The organism is Luteimonas qiangzhengi, from assembly GCF_039548515.1.
GTDB lineage: Bacteria > Pseudomonadota > Gammaproteobacteria > Xanthomonadales > Xanthomonadaceae > Luteimonas.
Genome location: NZ_JBCLVE010000003.1, coordinates 71,370 through 90,291 on the forward strand (window position 1 = coordinate 71,370; position 18,922 = coordinate 90,291).

Sequence of the window (18,922 nt, forward strand, 5' to 3'; positions counted from 1 at the left end):
AGGTGACAGAAGCGTTAAACCACGCCCTCAGCCCTCCGCATCCAGGTCAGCCGCGGCGGCCGGCGCCGGCTTCGATGAAACGCAGGAACTCGGCGCGGGTGCGGGCATCGTCGCGGAACGCGCCGAGCATGCTGGAGGTGATCATGCTGACCCCGCGCTTGTGTACGCCGCGGGTGGTCATGCACTCGTGGCTACCTTCCACCACCACACCCACGCCCAGCGGCTGCAGTGCGCGCTGGATGCAGCCGGCGATCTGCGCGGTCATCTTCTCCTGCACCTGCAGGCGCTTGGCGTAGGCGTCCACCACCCGCGCCAGCTTGCTGATGCCCACCACCTTGCCGGCCGGCAGGTAGCCCACGTGCACGCGACCGATGATCGGGGCCATGTGGTGTTCGCAGTGGCTTTCGTATTCGATGTCGCGCAGCACGATCATTTCGTCGTAGCCGCCGACCTCTTCAAACGTCCGGACCAGGTACTCATCCGGATCCAGCGCATAGCCGCTGAACCATTCGCCGTAGGCCTTGGCCACGCGCTTGGGGGTGTCGAGCAAGCCTTCGCGCGCAGGATCGTCCCCCGCCCAGCGCAGCAGGGTGCGCACGGCCTCTTCGGCCTGGTCACGGGTCACGCCGTGGGGGTCTGGGGGAAGCTCGGCCATGGGCTGGAATCACGCGTGCGGGGAATCGCCCATGTTAACGCGCCGCTGCTCAGCTGGCCCTGTTCTGGTTCTGCGCGGTCTCTTCCATGTCGCGCCAGACATGCATCACGGCGTGCCGTGCCTGGTCCCAGGTCAGGCGCGAACGGCCGCGGATCTTCAGCCAGCGCGCGCCCAGGGCAGGCTCGCTGTCTGCAAACTCCTGACCGCCATGAGTGCGCCAGGTTTGCACGCCGAACCGGTAGGCGGGCTCGTAGTCGTGCCATTCCATGCCTGGCGCGTAGTAGGCCATCTTCGAATAGATCTCTTCGAAATGGCCCACGTTGTCGTTCGGATCGGCCGAGACCGCTGTGCGGTTGCCCACCAGCGCACCACCGGCCACGCCGATCACCACTCCAATCACCAGCCCTGGCGGGCCTGCAATCAGGTATCCCAGCGCGCCCAGCACCGCTCCGCCGGCCAGCGCGCTCACCGTGGTGCGCGAAATATGTCGCTTTTCCAGAGTGCTCATTCTGCCTCCCGGGCGCGGATACGCCAGTTCTCCTGTTATGTTTCGCACGCTATAGCGCCACCAGTCGCCGTGCAGTGAAAGCGCGGCGGATGGGCGCGGAGATACACCACCATTTGAACCGGGAGTAGAGACCGTGCGATCCGCCCTTGCCTGCAGCACCCTTGCCATTGCCCTGGCCCTCGCCGCCTGCTCACCGCAGCATGCTGTCGAGCGGACCAGCGCCGCCGCCACCCAGCAGGCCGAGGACGAATCCGCGCGCCTGAATGCCTGGTTCGAAACGCAGTACGAGCAGTTCCTGCAGTTCAGCCCCACCACGATGACGTTCCAGGGCCGCAAGGATCGCTACGACCAGCTTGATGACGTGTCCGATGAAGGCATGCGCGAGCGCCTGGACTGGGCGGCCGCTTCGGTGGCGGAAATGGAATCGAGCTTTGATTACGACCGTCTGGACGATGACGCCCGGCTTTCCTGGGACATCTGGAAGCGCCAGTACGAGAGTGCCCGCGGGCAGATGGAGCACAAGGCCCACGCGTATCCGTTCGAGCAGATGAACGGCATGAACAGCGTGCTGCCGATGTTCCTGATCAACTTCCACAAGGTGGACAGCGAGCAGGATTACCTGGCCTATATCTCCCGTCTGCATGCGGTGCCAACCCTGCTTGGCGAGCTGCTGCAGCGCAGCCGCGCCTCGGCCGCCGAGGGCATCCGCCCGCCCCGCTTCGCCTATGAGGGGGTGATCGAGCAGTCGCGCAACATCATCACCGGCGCGCCCTTTGACGCCGGCGACGACAGCCCGTTGTGGGCCGACCTGCAGGCCAAGGCCAACGCCCTGGTGGAATCGGAGGAGATCACCGCCGAGCGCGCCGACGCGCTGAAGGACCAGGCGCGCCAAGCGTTGGTTGAGCAGTTGCAGCCCGTCTATCAGCAGATCATCGCCTGGAGCGAGGAGGAGCTGCCGCACGCGCTGGAAAACCCGGCCGGCGTAGGCACCACCCATCCGGGCGGCGCCGCGTACTACGCCTGGCAGCTGCGCGAGAACACCACCACCGACATGACCGCCGATCAGATCCACCAGCTCGGCCTGGACGAGGTGGCGCGGCTGCGCGACGAGATGGAAGCGATCATGGAACAGGTTGGCTTCGAGGGTGACCTGCAGGCGTTTTTCCAGTTCCTCAACACCGACCCGCAGTTCCGCTATCCCAATACCGATGCGGGCCGCCAGGCCTATATCGACGACGCCACCGCGGCAATCGACAACATCGAGAAGGTGCTGCCCGAATACTTCGGTCTGCTGCCCAAGGCCGGCCTGGAAGTGCGCCGGGTGGAATCGTTCCGCGAACAGGATGGCGCCGCCCAGCACTACTACCCGGCCACGCCGGACGGCGCCCGCCCGGGCATCTACTACGCGCACCTGTCAGACATGGACGCGATGCCGAAGACCGAGCTGGAGGTGATCGCGTATCACGAGGGCCTGCCGGGTCATCACATGCAGATCTCGATCGCCCAGGAGCTGGAAGACGTGCCGACCTTCCGCACCCAGCAGTTCACCACCGCCTATACCGAGGGCTGGGGCCTGTATTCGGAGTGGCTGGCCAAAGAAATGCCGGGCACCTACGAGGACCCATATTCCGAATACGGCCGGCTGATGTCAGAGATGTGGCGCGCGATCCGGCTGGTGGTGGATACCGGCATGCACGCAAAGGGCTGGACCGAGGAAAAGGCGGTTGAATACTTCGCTGCCAACAGCTCGATCCCCGAGGCCGCGATGCGCTCGGAAGTGCGCCGCTACCTGATCATGCCCGGCCAGGCGACCGCCTATAAGGTCGGCATGATCAAAATGCAGGAGTTGCGCCAGAAAGCTGAAACCGAACTGGGCGACGCCTTCGACATCCGCGCCTTCCACGACACCATCCTGGGCGGCGGCGCCATGCCGCTGGACCTGCTGGAGCGCCGCGTGGACGCCTGGATCGCTTCACGTCGCGAAGCGTCGGGGGCGTAGCCCCGACCTACGCCCGTTCGCGGGCCTGGCAAACCGCCGCGGTGAACAGGATGTCGGTTGAGGAGTTGAGCGCGGTCTCGGCCGAGTCCTGTACCACCCCGACCACGAAGCCGATCGCCACCACCTGCATGGCGATATCGGCATCGATACCGAACAAGCCGGCGGCCAGCGGGATCAGCAACAGCGAGCCGCCCGGCACGCCCGACGCGCCGCAGGCACCGATCGCCGCCACCACGCTCAGCAGCAGCGCGGTGGGCAGGTCCACCGGAATCCCCAGCGTGTGCACCGCCGCCAGGGTCAGCACCGAAATGGTGACCGCCGCGCCAGCCATGTTGATCGCCGCACCCAGCGGGATCGCTACCGATGCCGTCGCCTCATGCAGCCCCAGCCGCTTGGCCAGCGCCAGGTTCACCGGGATGTTGGCGGCAGACGAGCGGATGAAGAACGCGGTGATGCCGCTCTCGCGCAGGCAGGTGAACACCAGCGGGTACGGATTGCGCCGGGTCACCGCGAACACGATCAGCGGATTGAGCAGCAGCGCCACCGCCAGCATCGCGCCCAGCAGCACCGCCAGCAGGTGCGCGTAGTCGACCAGTACGCCCAGGCCCGAATCGGCCAACGTGGACGCCACGATGCCGAACACACCCAGCGGCGCCAGCCGGATCACCCAGCGCACTACAGTCGCCACCGCCTCGGCCAGATCGGCCAGGCCGGTACGGATGCCGTCGCCGGCCTTGCGCAGCGCCAGCCCCAGCGCGATGCCCCAGGCCAACAGGCCGATGTAGTTGGCTTCGGCCATCGCCTTGGCCGGATTGTCGAAGATCTGCAGCGCCACGCTGCGCAACACCTCGCCAATCCCGCCCGGCGCCGCCATGGCCATGTTGGGATCGACCTTGAGCACCAGGGTGGTCGGAAACAGGAACGAGGCACTCACGCCGATCAGCGCCGCGCCGACCGTGCCGATCAGGTACAGCGCCAGGATCGGGCGCATGTGGGTGCCGCCACCGCCACGATGGCCGGCGATCGCCGCCGCCACCAGGACCAGCACCAGCACCGGCGCGACCGCTTTCAACGCGCTGACAAAGGCCGTGCCCAGCAGCTCCGAGACCGCGCCCACGCCGGGCAGCAACACCCCGACCAGGGTGCCCAGGATCAGGGCAATGACGATCTGGGTAACCAGGCTGAGGCGGCGCAGGAAAGCGGGCAATGCGGACATGGGTGATCCCCGGGGTTGTATGAGTGCCGGCTCAGCCGGCCTGCGGAGCGGGTGCCGCCAGCGCACGATCGGCCACCACGGCCAGCACCGCGATCACCACCACCGGCACCGACCATCCCAGTCCGATTGACGAGCCGGGCAGCAGGTACAGCCAGTCGGGCACCCAGCCATCAAAGCCGGCGGCAATCACGCCATCAATCACCCCGAACACCGTGGCCACCGCCATCGCCGGTATGAACACCCGCGGCGGCGAGCGCCACAGCGGCATGGCCAGGCTCAGGGCCACCAGGGTGATGGCGATCGGGTAGATACCCACCAGCACCGGCACCGAGACCGCGATGATCTGCGCCAGCCCCTGGTTGGCCAGGACCATCGAGAGCAGGCCCACAACGATCACCACCGTGCGGTAGGACACTGGCAGCAGGCGGCTGAAGTACACGCCACAGGCACTGATCAGGCCCACGGCCGTGGTCAGGCAGGCCAGGGTGATCACCGCCGCCAGCAGCACCCCGCCGGGCGCACCGAAGGCATGCCGCGCGAAACCGGTCAGCAGCGGCACTCCGGTTTCGGCGGCTGGCGCCACGCTGCCACTGCCTGAGCCGAGGTAGGCCAGCGCGATGTACACCAGACTCAGGCACACCGCCGCGATCAGCGCGGCGATGATGGCGTAGCGGGTGACCAGGGAATCATCGTTCACCCCGCGGCCGCGGATGGCGGAGACGATGACGATGCCGAACACCAGTGCGCCCAGCGCATCCATGGTCAGGTAGCCCTGCACAAAGCCCTGCGACAGCGGCGCGGACTCATAGGCCGCGGTCAGCACACCCGCGCCACCGGCCGGATTGAAGAATGCCGCCGCGCCGAGGACTGCCAGCGCCGCCAGCAGCGCCGGGGTCAGCACCTTGCCGACGTTGTCGATCAGCCGCCCCGGAAACAGCGCGATCAGGATCGCCAGCCCGAAGTACACCACCGAATAGCCGAACAGCGCGCCCGACCCGTCACCGATGAACGGCGCGATGCCGATTTCGAACGAGACCGTGGCCGTGCGTGGCGTGGCAAACAGCGGGCCGATGGCCAGGTACACCGCCACGCCGAGGATGGTGCCGGCGACTTTTCCGATCGGCGAAGTCAGCGCGACCATGCCGCCGCCCACGCGGGCCAGGGCGACGATGGTCAGCAGCGGCAGGCCGACGCCGGTCAGCAGGAAGCCGAGCACCGCCCACCACAGGTGCGGGCCTGATTCGAGCCCGACCATGGGGGGGAAAATGATGTTGCCTGCGCCAAGGAACAGCGCGAAGGTCATGAAGCCGAGCGCGACGACATCCTGTTTCTTCAAGGTCTGCATGCAACTGGGTCCCCGATCCACAAGCGGGTCATTCTAGGCCCATGCAGCGCCCGCGTGCCCGGGCCGGGGGTCATGCATCCAGGCGGGCGGCAATCGCGCCCTGATGTGCTCCGCCATGTCCGGTCCAGCGGCTGCGACCGCAGCGCATGAACAGGGTTTCGGCCTCTTCCTGGTCGGCGGGGCGGATCACCAGCTCCAGCCAGTCACCCCACAGCACCGCTTTTTCCAGCGTTGCCGGGCGTCCGTCCACCCACGCCTCGCCGCCCACCCGCTGCCAGGTCTGGTGCAGCTTGACCCGGAAGTGGCGCTCACCGGCCAGCCAGTCCCAGGTGCCGGCCACCTTGGCCGGGATGATCCACAGGAACAGGCTCACCCCGCCCGACGACACCCGGCGGTCCGGCTTCCAGTCGCCCATGTCGAACGCGTGCGACACCACCCGGGTACCCGGCCGCAGCTCATCCAGCAGGCGCGGACGCAGGTCCACGTTCACGCTGTGCAGCAGGTACATGGTGACCACGGTAGCGGGGCTGAAATCGGCATGAAACAGGTCGTATTCAATGAAGCTGACCCGGTGTTCCACGCCCATCTGGGCGGCGTATTTCTCGGCTTCGCGTATCAGCGACTGATCGATCTCCACGCCCACCGCCTGGGCACCGCGAAGGTGCGCGGCGGCCACCACGATGCGGCCATCGCCCGAGCCCAGGTCGTACAGCACGTCATCGGCATCCACGCCGCCCAGTTCGAGCATGGCCTTCACCACGCGCTCTTCCGACGGCACGTAGGGCACGTCGAGATGGACATTGAGCTTTTCGAGTTGCTCTTCGAAAGACAGTTCGCGGAAATGCAACTTGCGGCACCTGACCATAATGATGAACAGGCGTCCTATTCTACCAGCCGGCTATTTTGGCTTGCGGTGACGGCCCGCACTGGCCTGGTCGATGGCCGGATTACCGACCTGATTGCTGGCGGCCCGGACCGGCTTTGGCCTAACCTGCCCGGGTGCGGTCCGGTGGGCCGCGAAACCCACTCCGCGGAGCATCCGTGTCGCATATCCCGGCTCCAGATACCCCCGTGACCGCCAGCGCTATTCCCTCTCTGGACCGGCTGCTGCGTGACTCCGCGCTGCGCCCCCTGCTGGCGGCACACGGCCATACCCGGGTGGCGGCCATCGTGCGCGACCAGCTGGGCGAACTGCGCCAGGCAGCGCTGGCCGGCAGCCTGCATCCCACCGAACTGGCGCCGGAAGCCGTGGCCGCCGCAGCGCAGCGGGCGCTGGACCAGCAGTCCCGCCCGCGCCTGCGCACCGTATGGAACCTGACCGGCACCGTGCTGCACACCAATCTCGGGCGCGCGGTGCTGCCGGATGAATCTGTGCAGGCCGTGGTGGAAGCGATGACCGCACCGATGGCGCTGGAGTTCGACCTGGAGCGCGGCGCCCGCGGTGACCGCGACGACCTGGTGGAAGGCCTGCTGTGCGAGCTGACCGGCGCCGAGGCCGCCACCGTGGTCAACAACAACGCCGCCGCGGTGCTGCTGATGCTGAACTCGCTGGCCAGCCGGCGCGAGGTGATCGTCTCGCGCGGCGAGCTGGTGGAGATCGGCGGCGCCTTCCGCATCCCCGACATCATGAAGCGCGCCGGCGCGAAGCTGGTGGAGGTGGGCACCACCAATCGCACCCACCCGGCCGACTACACCGACAACATCGGCGAGCGCACCGCGATGCTGATGAAGGTGCATTGCAGCAACTATGCGATCGAGGGTTTCACCGCCAGCGTGGACACGCCGCAGCTGGCCGCGATCGCCCGCGAACACGGCCTGCCGCTGGGCGTGGACCTGGGCAGCGGCTCGCTGATCAATCCGGCGCAGTGGGGCCTGCCTGCCGAGCCCACCGTGCGCGAAACGCTTGAAGCCGGCGCCGACGTGGTCACTTTCAGCGGCGACAAGCTGCTCGGCGGCCCGCAGGCAGGATTGATCGTGGGCCGCACGGACCTGATCAGGAAAATCCGCCGCAACCAGCTCAAGCGGGCGCTGCGCGTGGGCAAGCTGACCCTGGCCGCACTGGAGCCGGTGCTGGCCCTGTACCGGTCGCCGGAACTGCTGCCCGAGCGCCTGACCACCCTGCGCCTGATGCTGCGCCGCCCGGCCGCGCTGCGCGAGCAGGCGATGCGCCTGGCACCGGTATTGCAGCATGCGCTGGGCGAAGGCTGGGCCGTTGGCGCCGAACCCATGAACAGCCAGATCGGCAGCGGCGCCATGCCGGTCGAAGCCCTGCCAAGCTTCGGCCTGATGCTGCGCCACCGGGGCAAGGGCAGCAGCGGCCGCGCACTCAATGGACTGGCCAAGCGCCTGCGCGACCTGCCGCGTCCAGTCATCGGTCGCATCGCCGACGACGCGCTGTGGCTGGACCTGCGCTGCCTGGAGGAACGCGACGAGGCCGCTTTCACCCAGCAGCTTGAAGGACTGCGCGCATGATCGTCGGCACCGCCGGACACATCGACCACGGCAAGACCACGCTGGTGGGCGCGCTCACCGGGGTCCAGACCGACCGGCTGAAGGAAGAGCAGGCGCGCGGCATCTCGATCGAGCTCGGCTATGCCTACGCGCCGATGCCCAACGGCGAGGTACTCGGCTTTGTCGATGTTCCCGGCCACGAGAAGCTGATCCACACCATGGCCGCCGGCGCCAGCGGCATCGATTTCGGCCTGCTGGTGGTCGCCGCCGATGACGGAGTGATGCCACAGACCCGCGAGCACCTGGCGATCCTCGGCCTGCTGGGGGTGGAACGCGGCGCGGTGGCCCTGAGCAAGGCGGATCGCGTGGATGCCCCGCGCCTGGATGAAGTGCGCGCGGACATTGAAGCCCTGCTGCAGGGTGGCGCCCTGGAAGGCGCGCCAATCTTCGCTGTCAGCGCCACCCGCCCGGAAGACCCGGGCGTGGCCGCACTGCGTGCCCACCTGTACGACACCGCCGCAAGCTGGAATGCCCGCGACGACGGCGGGCTGTTCCGCCTGGCCATCGACCGGGTGTTCACCCTGGCCGGCCACGGCACCGTGGTCACCGGCACCGTGGTTGGCGGGCGGGTGATGGCTGGCGACGACAGCGCCCGGCTGGTGCTGGCCCCGGCCGGCAAGCCGGTGCGCGTGCGTACCGTGCACGCCCAGAACCAGCCCAGCGAAGACGGCCGCGCCGGCCAGCGCTGCGCACTCAACCTGGGCGGCATTGGCAAGGACGCGATCAGCCGCGGCGACTGGATCGCCGATGCGCGTGCGTTCCTGCCCACCCGCAATATCGACGTGGAGCTGGAACTGCTGGAAGGCGCCGACACCGCGGTCGGCAACTGGGCACCGCTGCACGTGCACCTGGGCACCACCCGACAGCTGGCCCACGCGGTGCCGCTGGCGGATCGCAGCATTGCCCCCGGCACCCGCGGCCGGGTGCAGCTGGTGTTCGACGAGCCGCTGTGCGCTGCGCCGGGCGATCGTTTCATCGTCCGCGACGCCCAGGCCAGCCGCACCATTGGCGGCGGCCGGGTACTGGATCCGCAGGGGCCAAGGCGCCGGCGCCGCTCGCCGGAACGCATGGCCTGGCTGGACGGCATCACCGCCCTGCTCGACGGCCACGGGCTGGAACCGCTGCTCGCCCAGGCGCCCTATGGCGTGGATGAATCCGCGCTGGTGCGGCTCACCGGCCTGGCGCCGGAGCAGCTGCAGCTTCCCGACGGCATCCTCTGGCTGACCCCGCGCACCGGCGCGCCCATCGCCATCACCGATGCCAACCGCCAGGCCCTGCACGCGCAGATCGAACAGGCGCTGGCGGATTACCACCGCGAAACGCCAGACGAGCCCGGCCCGGAGGCCACGCGCCTGCGCCGTATCACCCTGCCCACCGCCCCGGCCGCGCTGTGGCATGCGCTGCTGGATGAGCTGGCCGAAACCGGGCGCCTGCGTCGCAACGGCCCGTGGCTGCACCTGCCCGGCCACAGCGTCACGTTGGACGAAGGCGAAGCCGCACTGGCCGACCGTCTGCTCGCCCACCTGCATGAGGGCGGCTACAACCCGCCGTGGGTGCGTGACCTGGCGCGGATTGAAGCTGAGCCGGAGGAGCGCATCCGCCGACTGCTGCGTACCCTGGCCCTGCGCGGCGACGCGTTTCAGATGGTGCGCGACCTGTTCTATCACCGCGAGCGCACCCGCGAGCTGGCCGAGCTGGTGGTTGATCTGGGTGCCAACGAGGAGGGCGTGGAAGCTGCCCGCTACCGCGACGCCACCAGCCTGGGCCGCAAGCGGGCGATCCAGATCCTGGAGTTCTTCGACCGCACCGGCCTCACCCGCCGCGTCCGCGACACCCACTTCCTGCGTCCCGACAGCGCCTGGCTGGCGGACCTGCGCGCGCCGCATTGAGGGAAGGCGTCGGGTGTACCCGGCGTCGGGGGCGTAGCCCCGACCTACGTGGTAATTTGAGGGCTTCAATGGAAGGCAAGCGCGCCCGGTGGCGCGGCCGGGCTTCAAACCCGGTTGGGGGCGTCAGCCGCTCCCAGGCAGGTTCGACTCCTGTTGCCTTCCGCCATCCATCCCATGCCGCGTCCGCCGCAGGAGCGCGCCATGCGCGCGAAACCGCGTGAATCATGGCGCTCCCATGTGGCTCGGACGGGTCGCCATTACCGACGCCACGCCGTGACGACGGATGTCACGCGGCTTCGCGCGCATGGCGCGCTCCTACCGGGGCGTCCTGCGATACTGGGGCACCGTACCCGTATCCAAGCGCCATGACCGACACTGCCAGCCCCGAACGTCCCCGCCTCACTTCGCTGTCCCACGGCGGCGGCTGCGGCTGCAAGATTGCGCCGGGCGTGCTGGCCGATCTGCTCAAGCGCGCCGCGCCGACGCCGGTGTGGCCGCAGCTGATGATCGGCAACGACACCGCCGACGACGCCGCGGTGTACCGGCTCAACGACGAACAGGCACTGATCGCCACCACCGATTTCTTCATGCCGATCGTGGACGACCCGTACGATTTCGGTCGCATTGCCGCCACCAATGCGCTGTCGGACGTGTACGCCATGGGCGGCACGCCGATCATGGCGCTGGCGATTGTCGGCATGCCGATCAACGTGCTGCCGCACGAAGACATCGCCGCAATCCTGCGTGGCGGCGAAGACGTGTGTGCCGAAGCCGGAGTTCCGGTGGCGGGCGGCCATAGCATCGATTCGGTCGAACCCATCTACGGCCTGGCGGCGATGGGCATCGCCCACCCCGACCGCATCCGCCGCAACGCTGACGCCCGTCCCGGCGACCTGCTGGTGCTGGGCAAGCCGCTGGGCGTGGGCGTGATGTCGGCCGCGTTCAAGCGCGGCGTGCTGGGTGAGGACGGGTACAAGGCCATGATCGACGCCACCACCCGCCTCAACCGTCCCGGCGTGGCCCTGGCCGCGCTGCCCGATGTGCACGCGATGACCGACGTCACCGGCTTCGGCCTGCTCGGCCACGCCCTGGAGCTGGCCCGCGGCGCCAACCTCACCGTGCGCCTGCGCTTCGACGACCTGCCCTGGCTGCCCGGCGTGCAGCAGCTGGCGGCGGACGGCGTGGTCACCGGCGCATCAGGCCGCAACTGGACGGCCTATGGCGAGGGCGTGGAACTCGGCGCCGGCATCGACCAGACTGCCCGCGACCTGCTCACCGACCCGCAAACCTCCGGCGGCCTCCTGGTGTCCTGCGCCCCGCAGGCGCTGGGCGAAGTGCTGGAAATCTTCCAGAACGAAGGCTTCGCCGACGCCGCCGTGATCGGCGAAGTCCGCACCGGCCCCGCCCGGGTCGAAGTCGCCTGACGGCGGCACCCCCGAATGACCCGTGCCTTGCCGTAGGTCGGGGCTACGCCCCCGACGCGCGGTTCACATGAAATTGCGGGTATGCAGGCTTGAGAGGTGACGCGCGCGGTCGGGTTCAAAGCCCAGCCGCACCAGCTTGCCGTAGCGGCTGTCGGCCATGTCCTTGATCAGCACCTGCACCTTGCGCGAGCCCAGCGCGATGGCTTCCGGGGTGATTGCACCGGCCGCCATCACCACCAGCGAGTCGAATACTTCCTCGTTCAGCCCGCCGGTATGGCGGAGCGCCTCGTGGCGATCTTCCACCGCGCGCGCCAGGCGGTTGCGGAAATCGGGCTCACGCTGCAGCCGGTACAGCAGGTGCGACATGCCCAGGGCCACGTGGCGGGCCTCATCGATCGCCGCGTAGCGGGCGATCTGGCGGGTCAGAGGATCCGGCGCCTCGGCCTGGATGAACTTCAGCAATGAAACGAAGGTGCCTTCGCCGAGCACCGAAAGCAGAAAGCTGGCGACCGAGTAATCGGTCTCGTCCATCAGGCTTTTCAGCGATTCCTGACCGCCGGCCGTGGACAGCGCCGGCTCGCGTCCATGGCGGCGGATTCGCCGGGTAAACACGTCGATGTGCCGGGCTTCATCGGCGATCTGGATCGCCAGCGCGGCCTGCAGCTCGCGGTAGTGCGGATGCAGCTGACCGAGGAAGCGCGCCGGGATCACCAGCGCCGCGTTCTCGTTCTCGACCATGAAGGTCATCACCTGCACCACGGCGTCCTCGATCTCGTCGGGCAGCACCGGGGCATTGTCCCAGTCGATCTCTTCCGGGCTCCACTGCGCGGCCACCGCCTGCCGGTACAGGTTGCCGGCGGACTCGTTCCACAGTTCGTCGCGTTCGGACAGGCGGAAATGGATCTCAGGTGCGCCGGCCTCCACCATCGCGCCACGCGCGGCCAGGCCCCAGCGCGGGTTGGCGCTGGCGGCGATGGCGTCGTCTGCGCCCGGATCACTGTGGCCTGTTGGCAGGGCGTCGCGCCAGCGTCCGGCCTGGGCAGATCCACGGCGCACGCGCACCACATCGTCCGGGCCCGCCCCGGCTTCCATCGCATGACCCTGGGCGCGACACCAGGCGGCAAGCTGCGCCTGCCAGCCGGGAGCAGTCCCGTGCACGGTGACGCTTTCGCCCACCGCCACGGCGTTCAGCGCGTGCTTGATCAGCAGGTGCGCGCCGCTGTCGAAGCCGAGCGCACCCAGGTCCACCACGTTGTCGGTATTGATTGAAGTATTCATTCCATCAGCGGCATGCCGCACATCATCCTGGCGACCAGATCGTTGATCACGTCGGTGGTCGGTGCCATGATCGCCGCCGCGCGCGAATCACGGAACAGGCGCTCGATGCCCACGTCCTTGCGGAACGCGGCCCCGCCGCACACGCGCATGGCGGTGTCGGTCACCAGCAGCGCGGCCTCGGCGGCCACGGCCTTGGTCTGCAGCACGCGCATGAACATGTCCTCGCTGCCATTGTCGATGGCCTGCAGGGCCACTTCGCGCACGCCGCGTGCGCCATCCAGCGCGTGGCGGGCCTGGGCCAGCTGCGCACGCAGGGTTGGCAGATCCGCCAGCTTGCCGCCGGCGGCGAAGCCGGTCTTCGTCACGTGGGCCACCGCACGCTCCAGCGCGCCTTCCATCAGGCCAATCGAGACCGAGCCGATCAGGTTGACGAAGGTCGGCAGCTCGTCGCCGAACATCACCCCCTGGCCGCCGCCGTCTTCGCCCAGACGATGGGCCAGCGGCACGCGCACGTCGGTGGCCGCCACCGGCGCCGAGGCGTTGGCGCGCAGGCCCAGGCCGTCGAACGGGTTCGGCGACTTCAGGCCGTCGCGCTTCGTTTCCACGATCCAGATGGTGCTGGCGCCCTCGGCCTGCACCGGCTGCGAGGACCAGACGTAGGAGTCGGCCTCGCCGGCCGAAGTCACCATGCTCTTGCTGGCGTTGAGAAGCACGTGGTCGCCGTCGGCGGTGGCGGTGCTGACCGGCGCCCAGAAGTGGCTGCGCGAGCCGGACTCCGACCACGCAAGGGTGGTCAGGTGGCGGCCGGCGGAGATCTCGCGGCGGATGTCTTCCGGGCCGTGCAGTTCGATCAGGGTGGTGCCGGCGTAATGCATGGTCACCACCATCGCGGTGGCCGGGCAGTCGCGGGCGATGCGCTCCACCACCTGCGTGGCTTCGCGCAGGCCTTGGCCCATGCCGCCCACGCCCTTCGCGCTGATCAGCCCGAGCAGGCCGGCTTCGCCCAGCTTGGTGATCGCCTCGCGCGGGAAGCGTGCCTCGCGGTCGAGTTCCGCCGCCAGCGGCTTGATCACGTCGGCCACGATCGGCTCGAGCGTGGACAGGTAGGCCTTGGCAGGATCAGTACTCATAGTTCTTCTCCGTGATGCGGCCTTCGGCGTCGTAGAACTTCTCGTCATCCACCGCGCGCTCGAGCAGCGCATAGCCGCTGGTGCGGCCCGGGTGCCAGACCTTCAGCCCCTCCAGCTCAAGCAGCGGACGCACTTCCGGGTCGTCCCAGGACATGGCCAGCAGCAGGTCGGCGAAGCGCTTGGCCAGCGCCGGGTCCGTGTCCGGGGCGGTCGTCATGTTGCAGTGGTCGAATGCGCCAGTGGTGGCGACGATACGGGTGGTGCCGGCGGCCAAGGTGCCCTCCTGGGCGAACGCCTGGTAGTTGCCGGCGATCATCCAGGCGGCGTCGATCTCGCCCTTCACCATCGCTTCGGCCGCGTCCCGCTCACCGCCGATGTGGTCGCCGTGCTTGCCGCCCAGCACATCGAACAGCCGCGCGGTGTAGTCGGTGCGCTGCACCAGGCCGTGCTGGCGCATGTGGTCAAGCGGGATCAGCGTCGCCTGGGGCGAATCGATGGCGCCAAAGCCGACCTTTGCCCCGCGCAGGTCGGCGACGCTCTGCACCTTGCTGCCGGTCGGCACCACCAGCACCGACTGCAGGTCCATGTCGGTATCGCGCATCACGATCGCCTCGACCTTCTTGCCCTGCGCGCGGGCCATGCGATCGGCGCGCACGAAGGCCAGCGGCGAGTTCCAGGCGAAGTGCAGGTCGCCGCGCATCTGCGCTTCCACCTGCGCCTCGTAATTGGAGAACAGCACGTAGTCGAAGTTGAAGCCGCGCTCCCTCAGATAAGGCTTGAAGCCTTCCCAGATGGTGACGACCTTCGGGGCGTAGGACACAGCCCCCATGCGGATGATTTCGGACATAAGCTCCTGCCAATGACATTGAATTGGGCGCGCACGCGACAGCAGCCGCTGGCGCAGACACGCGGAAAATCGAGGGACGGATCACGCCACGCGAAGAAGGCGCGGGCGGCCGGGTTTCCCGGCACCATGCGAAACGATGGCTGGCGGGGACGCCGGCGGCACGGTGCGGCGGGGCACACGCGCGACCGGGAAACGGACAGTACCTGTCACGTCGGCTGCACCCAGTCTATCCGACGGATATGCGGTCCGGGTGACAGCCTCGCGCGGCGGGCTGGACCGCCCGGGCCGGCGCAGAAACGTCCGCAACCCCGGGCAGCCAGGCACCCCGTAGGAGCGCGCCACGCGCGCGAAGCCGCGTGAATCCGGGCGCCGCCCCGTGGCCTCGGCCACGACGTAATTACCGACGCCCCGCGGCGGTGATCAACGTCACGCGGCTTCGCGCGCGTGGCGCGCTCCTACAAAAGTGGCGGGGCAGCGCGAGGCCGGGGACAGGGTGCCCCCGACCCGCATTACCTCAGTGCACGCCGAAGCACATCGAGGTCGGGCCGAAGGTTTCACCGAAGGTCTGCCCCTGGCGATGGTGCTGCCAGTAGAACGTCGGCGCGGGTACGGCCTGGTTGCCGATCTCCGCCATGTCGGCCTCCACGTCAAACAGGCGCCCGTCGACCATCACGTAGCGGGTATCGGCGGTGTGGCGGATGTTCTCCAGCGGATTGCCGTCGAGCACCACCAGATCGGCGCGCTTGCCGACTTCCAGCGAGCCCAGCTGCGATTCGAAGCCGATGTAGTCGGCGCCATCAATCGTCGCCGCGCGCAGCGCCTCGAAGTTGGTGAAGCCGCCCTGGGTCAGCATCCAGATCTCCCAGTGCGTGGCCATGCCCTGCAGCTGGCCGTGGCCGCCCACCTGCACCTTCACCCCTTCGTCGCGCACCGTCTTCAGCGCCTCGGCCACGCGGATGTGGTTGTAGTCCCAGTCCGGCGCGATCTCGCGGCGGATCGAACGCGCATCCAGCGTCTCGCGCGGGAAGAAGCGATTGAGCTTGGCGTCCTCCCACACGTTGTCGCGGGCGTACCACCAGTACTCACCGGACAGGCCGCCGTAGCTCACCACCAGGGTGGGCGTGTTGCGCACGTCGGTTTCCTTCCACAGGTTCACCACGTCGCCGTACAGCGGCGCGATCGGCAGGTTGTGCTCAACGCCGGTGGCGCCGTCCAGGATCATGGTCATGTTGTGGTGGAAGGTGGAGCCGCCCTCTTCGACCACCAGCATGCCCAGCTCGCGCGCGGCCTGGTTGACCTGCTGGCGCTGGTCGCGGCGCGGCTGGTTGTAGCTCTTCACCGAGAATGCGCCATTGGCCTGCATCCGGCGCAGGTGGCTGCGGGCGTCGTCGAGCGAATCGATCTCGGCCTTGAAGCCGCCATCGGCGCCGTAGAGGATCGTACCGGTGGAGAACATGCGCGGGCCCACCATGCGCCCGGCCTGCAGCAGCTCGGACTGCGAGAACACGAACTCAGTGGTCGCCGACGGGTCATGCAGGGTGGTGATGCCGAAGGCGAGGTTGGCGTAGTACGCCCAGTTCTGCTGCGGCACCACGCCGGAGCCGAAGTTGGAGGCGTGCGCGTGCACGTCGATCATGCCGGGCACGATGGTCTTGCCGGTGGCGTCGATCACATTCGCGCCCGTCGGTACCTGCACCTCGCCGGCCGCGCCCACCGCGGCAATGGTGTTGCCGCGGAGCACGATGGTGCCGTTCTCGATCACCTCCTGCGAATTCTCCGCATCGCGCATGGTCACGATGCGCGCGTTGGTGAACGCCACCACCTCATCCGGCTGGTACACCGGCGCCTGAAGGCCCACGGCGATGCCGCCGCCCGGCACGGGCTCAGCGATCTCCTGCGGCGCGCCCGGCAGGAACGCGAACGTCTGGTCCAGGCGCCGCGAGTGGTAGCGGTCGCCGACCATCCAGTGCACCGAGTTCGAATCGGCCGCCCAGTGCAGGTAGCTGCCCACATCGGCGCTGACCTGGCGCACCGGCAGCGCGCGGGTCTCGCGGTTGAGGGTGATCACCCGCCCGGCCTCGGGCATCGGCGCCACATAGGCATGGAACAGCTCGGTAAACGCCACCCACTTGCCGTCCGGGCTGATCTGCACCGAGTCCACGTACTTCAGGTCGAACACCTCGCGCGGATCCTCGCCGTGCAGGCCCACCGACATCAGCTTCTTCTCCATGCCGCCGCCAGCCAGGTACAGCACGCGGGTGCCGTCGTGGTTGAACTGCGGCGACTGGCCGGACTCGGCCACCCGCACCGGCTCGCCGCCGGAAGCGGGGATCACGTAGATGCCGCGCTCCCCCGACCACAGGCTGCCGGTCAGCCCGCCACCACCCGTGCGGCTGTACACCACGTGGCGGCCGTCGGGCGAGAAGCCAGGCTGGTAGTAAAAGCCGGGCTCGCTGGTGATTTTGCGGCCCACACCGGTGCCGCTGGCGCCGCGCACGTGGATCGCACCCAGCCCTTCATCGGTCCAGGTCGTGTAGAGCATCTGCCGGCCGTCGGCGCTGAAGCCGGGCTGGTATTCGTACACGTCGCGGCTGCTGGTGAGCCGCTGCGGCGTCCCGTTGGGCAGCGACTTGCGCCACAGCTGGCCCAGCGCGTGGAACACCAGCGTGCCGCCATCGGCCGAGGTGGCCACGTCACGGATCATGCGCGGGTTGAAGTTGCCTTCCGGCAGTTGCTGGGCAAAGTGCAGCGCCTCGGAAACCACCTGCTCTACTTGCGCGGTGAACGGCACCTGGGTGGCCTGGCCACTGCCCATGTCCACCTGCCACAGCCCACCCTGGGCCCACAGCACCACCGCGTTTGAATCCGGCATCCAGTTGAAGCCGGTGTACGGCCCGAAGATCGCCCACGCCTCCTGCTGGTCGTGGCTCAGCCCATCCCACACCGGGCGCACTTCGCCGCTGGCCAGGTCCAGGTGATGCAGCACGCTCTTGTCGCGCACGCGCTTGACGAAGGCCAGCGAGCGCCCGTCCGGCGAGACTTGCGGACGCACCGCGCCGCCCGGGCTGTAGACCACGTTCTCGTTCTTGCCGGTATGCCGGTCGAAGCGCTTGATCGCGTAGATCACCCCGTGCGGGTCACGGTTGTAGTCGAACGCGCCGCCTGAACTGACGTCCTGCGAGTAGTACACGTAGCGGCCATCGGGCGACACGCTCGGCTCACCGATGTCCTGCTGCTCGTTGGGCTTTTCCACCAGCTGGATGCCAGCGCTGGTGCCGCCGGCGTGATACAGCCACAGCTCGCCCGCGCCCAGCGAACGGCGCGAGGTGAAGTGCTTGCGGGCCACGATGTACTCGCCATCGGGCGTCCAGGTGGGGTTGTTGAGCAGGCGGAAGCTTTCATCCGTTACCTGGCGCGCGTCACTGCCGTCAGCGGCAATCGTCCAGATGTTGTTGCCGCCGCTGCGGTCGGAGGTGAAGGCGATGCGGCTGCCGTCCGGCGACCAGCGCGGCTGGATGTCCCAGGCGCGGCCGCTGCTGATGCGAGAGGCGGCGCCGCCGGAGACCGGCATGCGGTACAGGTCGCCCAGCAGCGAGAACACGATCGTGCGCCCGTCGGGCGACACGTCCACGTCCATCCAGGTGCCTTCGCTGGTCTCGAAGCGCACCGTCTTGGCCTGGCCCTGGGTCGATTCCACGCTCCACTTGCCGTTGTCCTCGGCCGCGTCCGCATCGGCGCGCACGCCGCGGGCGCTTTCCAGCGGGGCCTCGGCCGAATCCACGCCGGCCGCGTCCAGCGCGTCCTGCTCCAGTTCGACGTTGTCGCCTTCCTCCTGCTGCTCCTGCTGTTCCTCGGGCGGCGGCGGTGCGTCCTGAGCGTGGACGGGGAGGGAGAAAAGCGCACCGGCAAGTGCGAGAGCAAGGACGTTGCGGGTCATGCAGGACTTCCGGAAAAGTGATTCCCGCCAACATAACCGCCCGCCCGCCCCGCCGCCCCCCACGAAAGTCATCACCGTAGGTCGGGGCTACGCCCCCGACGCCCCGCAATCCGGCAATCCGGCAATCCGGCAATCCGGCGTTCGCCGTGACTCCAACATCCCTCCTTGGTAGGAGCGCGCCAT

13 protein-coding genes and 1 tRNA gene are annotated in these 18,922 nt (G+C 68.5%); 5 read left to right on the forward strand and 9 right to left on the reverse strand.

The features are described from left to right. Positions 1-46: 46 nt before the first annotated feature. Positions 47-655, reverse strand: a complete 609-nt coding sequence (gene folE / locus WCE59_RS02710; protein WP_343257171.1) for a GTP cyclohydrolase I FolE — start codon at positions 653-655, stop codon at positions 47-49. 49 nt (positions 656-704) lie between these two features. Continuing rightward, entirely contained in the window at positions 705-1,163 is a 459-nt protein-coding gene (locus tag WCE59_RS02715) for a hypothetical protein (protein ID WP_343257172.1), read from the reverse strand. 133 nt (positions 1,164-1,296) lie between these two features. On the opposite strand from WCE59_RS02715, the gene WCE59_RS02720 reads away from it, so the two are divergent. Then, on the forward strand, positions 1,297-3,162 hold the full coding sequence (locus WCE59_RS02720; protein ID WP_343257173.1) for a DUF885 domain-containing protein: 1,866 nt from the start codon (positions 1,297-1,299) through the stop codon (positions 3,160-3,162). Between the two features lie 7 nt (positions 3,163-3,169). Here WCE59_RS02720 and sstT read toward each other — a convergent pair whose 3' ends face one another. The 3 genes from sstT to WCE59_RS02735 form a co-directional block, all read right to left on the reverse strand. Then, positions 3,170-4,378, reverse strand: coding sequence for a serine/threonine transporter SstT (gene sstT, locus WCE59_RS02725; RefSeq protein WP_343257174.1), 1,209 nt, complete (start codon positions 4,376-4,378; stop codon positions 3,170-3,172). Positions 4,379-4,409: 31 nt separating this feature from the next. Further along, positions 4,410-5,714, reverse strand: coding sequence for a branched-chain amino acid transport system II carrier protein (brnQ, locus tag WCE59_RS02730; protein ID WP_343257175.1), 1,305 nt, complete (start codon positions 5,712-5,714; stop codon positions 4,410-4,412). Positions 5,715-5,793: 79 nt separating this feature from the next. After that, on the reverse strand, positions 5,794-6,570 hold the full coding sequence (locus WCE59_RS02735; RefSeq protein WP_343257176.1) for a class I SAM-dependent methyltransferase: 777 nt from the start codon (positions 6,568-6,570) through the stop codon (positions 5,794-5,796). A gap of 224 nt (positions 6,571-6,794) precedes the next feature. Here WCE59_RS02735 and selA point away from each other — a divergent pair, with 224 nt between their 5' ends. The 4 genes from selA (at position 6,795) to selD (ending at position 11,547) form a co-directional block, all read left to right on the forward strand. Then, positions 6,795-8,195, forward strand: a complete 1,401-nt coding sequence (gene selA / locus WCE59_RS02740) for an L-seryl-tRNA(Sec) selenium transferase (protein ID WP_343257177.1) — start codon at positions 6,795-6,797, stop codon at positions 8,193-8,195. Next, complete coding sequence (gene selB, locus WCE59_RS02745; RefSeq protein WP_343257178.1) at positions 8,192-10,123, forward strand: selenocysteine-specific translation elongation factor; 1,932 nt, start codon at positions 8,192-8,194, stop codon at positions 10,121-10,123. Before selA ends, selB begins: the two co-directional genes overlap by 4 nt. Before the next feature lie 70 nt (positions 10,124-10,193). Then, a tRNA-Sec gene (locus WCE59_RS02750) sits at positions 10,194-10,289 on the forward strand. A gap of 199 nt (positions 10,290-10,488) precedes the next feature. Beyond that, positions 10,489-11,547 (forward strand): selenide, water dikinase SelD, encoded by a 1,059-nt coding sequence (gene selD, locus WCE59_RS02755; RefSeq protein ID WP_343257179.1) that lies wholly within the window; start codon positions 10,489-10,491, stop codon positions 11,545-11,547. A 63-nt stretch (positions 11,548-11,610) separates the two neighbouring features. On the opposite strand, the gene WCE59_RS02760 is transcribed toward selD, so the two are convergent. From WCE59_RS02760 to WCE59_RS02775, 4 genes are all read right to left on the reverse strand, one after another. Continuing rightward, positions 11,611-12,825, reverse strand: a complete 1,215-nt coding sequence (locus WCE59_RS02760) for a diiron oxygenase (RefSeq protein ID WP_343257180.1) — start codon at positions 12,823-12,825, stop codon at positions 11,611-11,613. Further along, complete coding sequence (locus WCE59_RS02765) at positions 12,822-13,955, reverse strand: acyl-CoA dehydrogenase family protein (RefSeq protein ID WP_343257181.1); 1,134 nt, start codon at positions 13,953-13,955, stop codon at positions 12,822-12,824. Before WCE59_RS02765 ends, WCE59_RS02760 begins: the two co-directional genes overlap by 4 nt. Next, positions 13,945-14,802 carry a phosphate/phosphite/phosphonate ABC transporter substrate-binding protein gene (locus WCE59_RS02770; RefSeq protein WP_343257182.1) on the reverse strand — a complete coding sequence of 286 codons (858 nt, stop codon included), beginning with the start codon at positions 14,800-14,802 and terminating at the stop codon, positions 13,945-13,947. The genes WCE59_RS02765 and WCE59_RS02770 overlap by 11 nt, the downstream gene beginning before the upstream one ends. 514 nt (positions 14,803-15,316) lie before the next feature. Continuing rightward, positions 15,317-18,739 carry an amidohydrolase family protein gene (locus WCE59_RS02775; protein WP_343257183.1) on the reverse strand — a complete coding sequence of 1,141 codons (3,423 nt, stop codon included), beginning with the start codon at positions 18,737-18,739 and terminating at the stop codon, positions 15,317-15,319. Between the last annotated feature and the right edge of the window lie 183 nt (positions 18,740-18,922).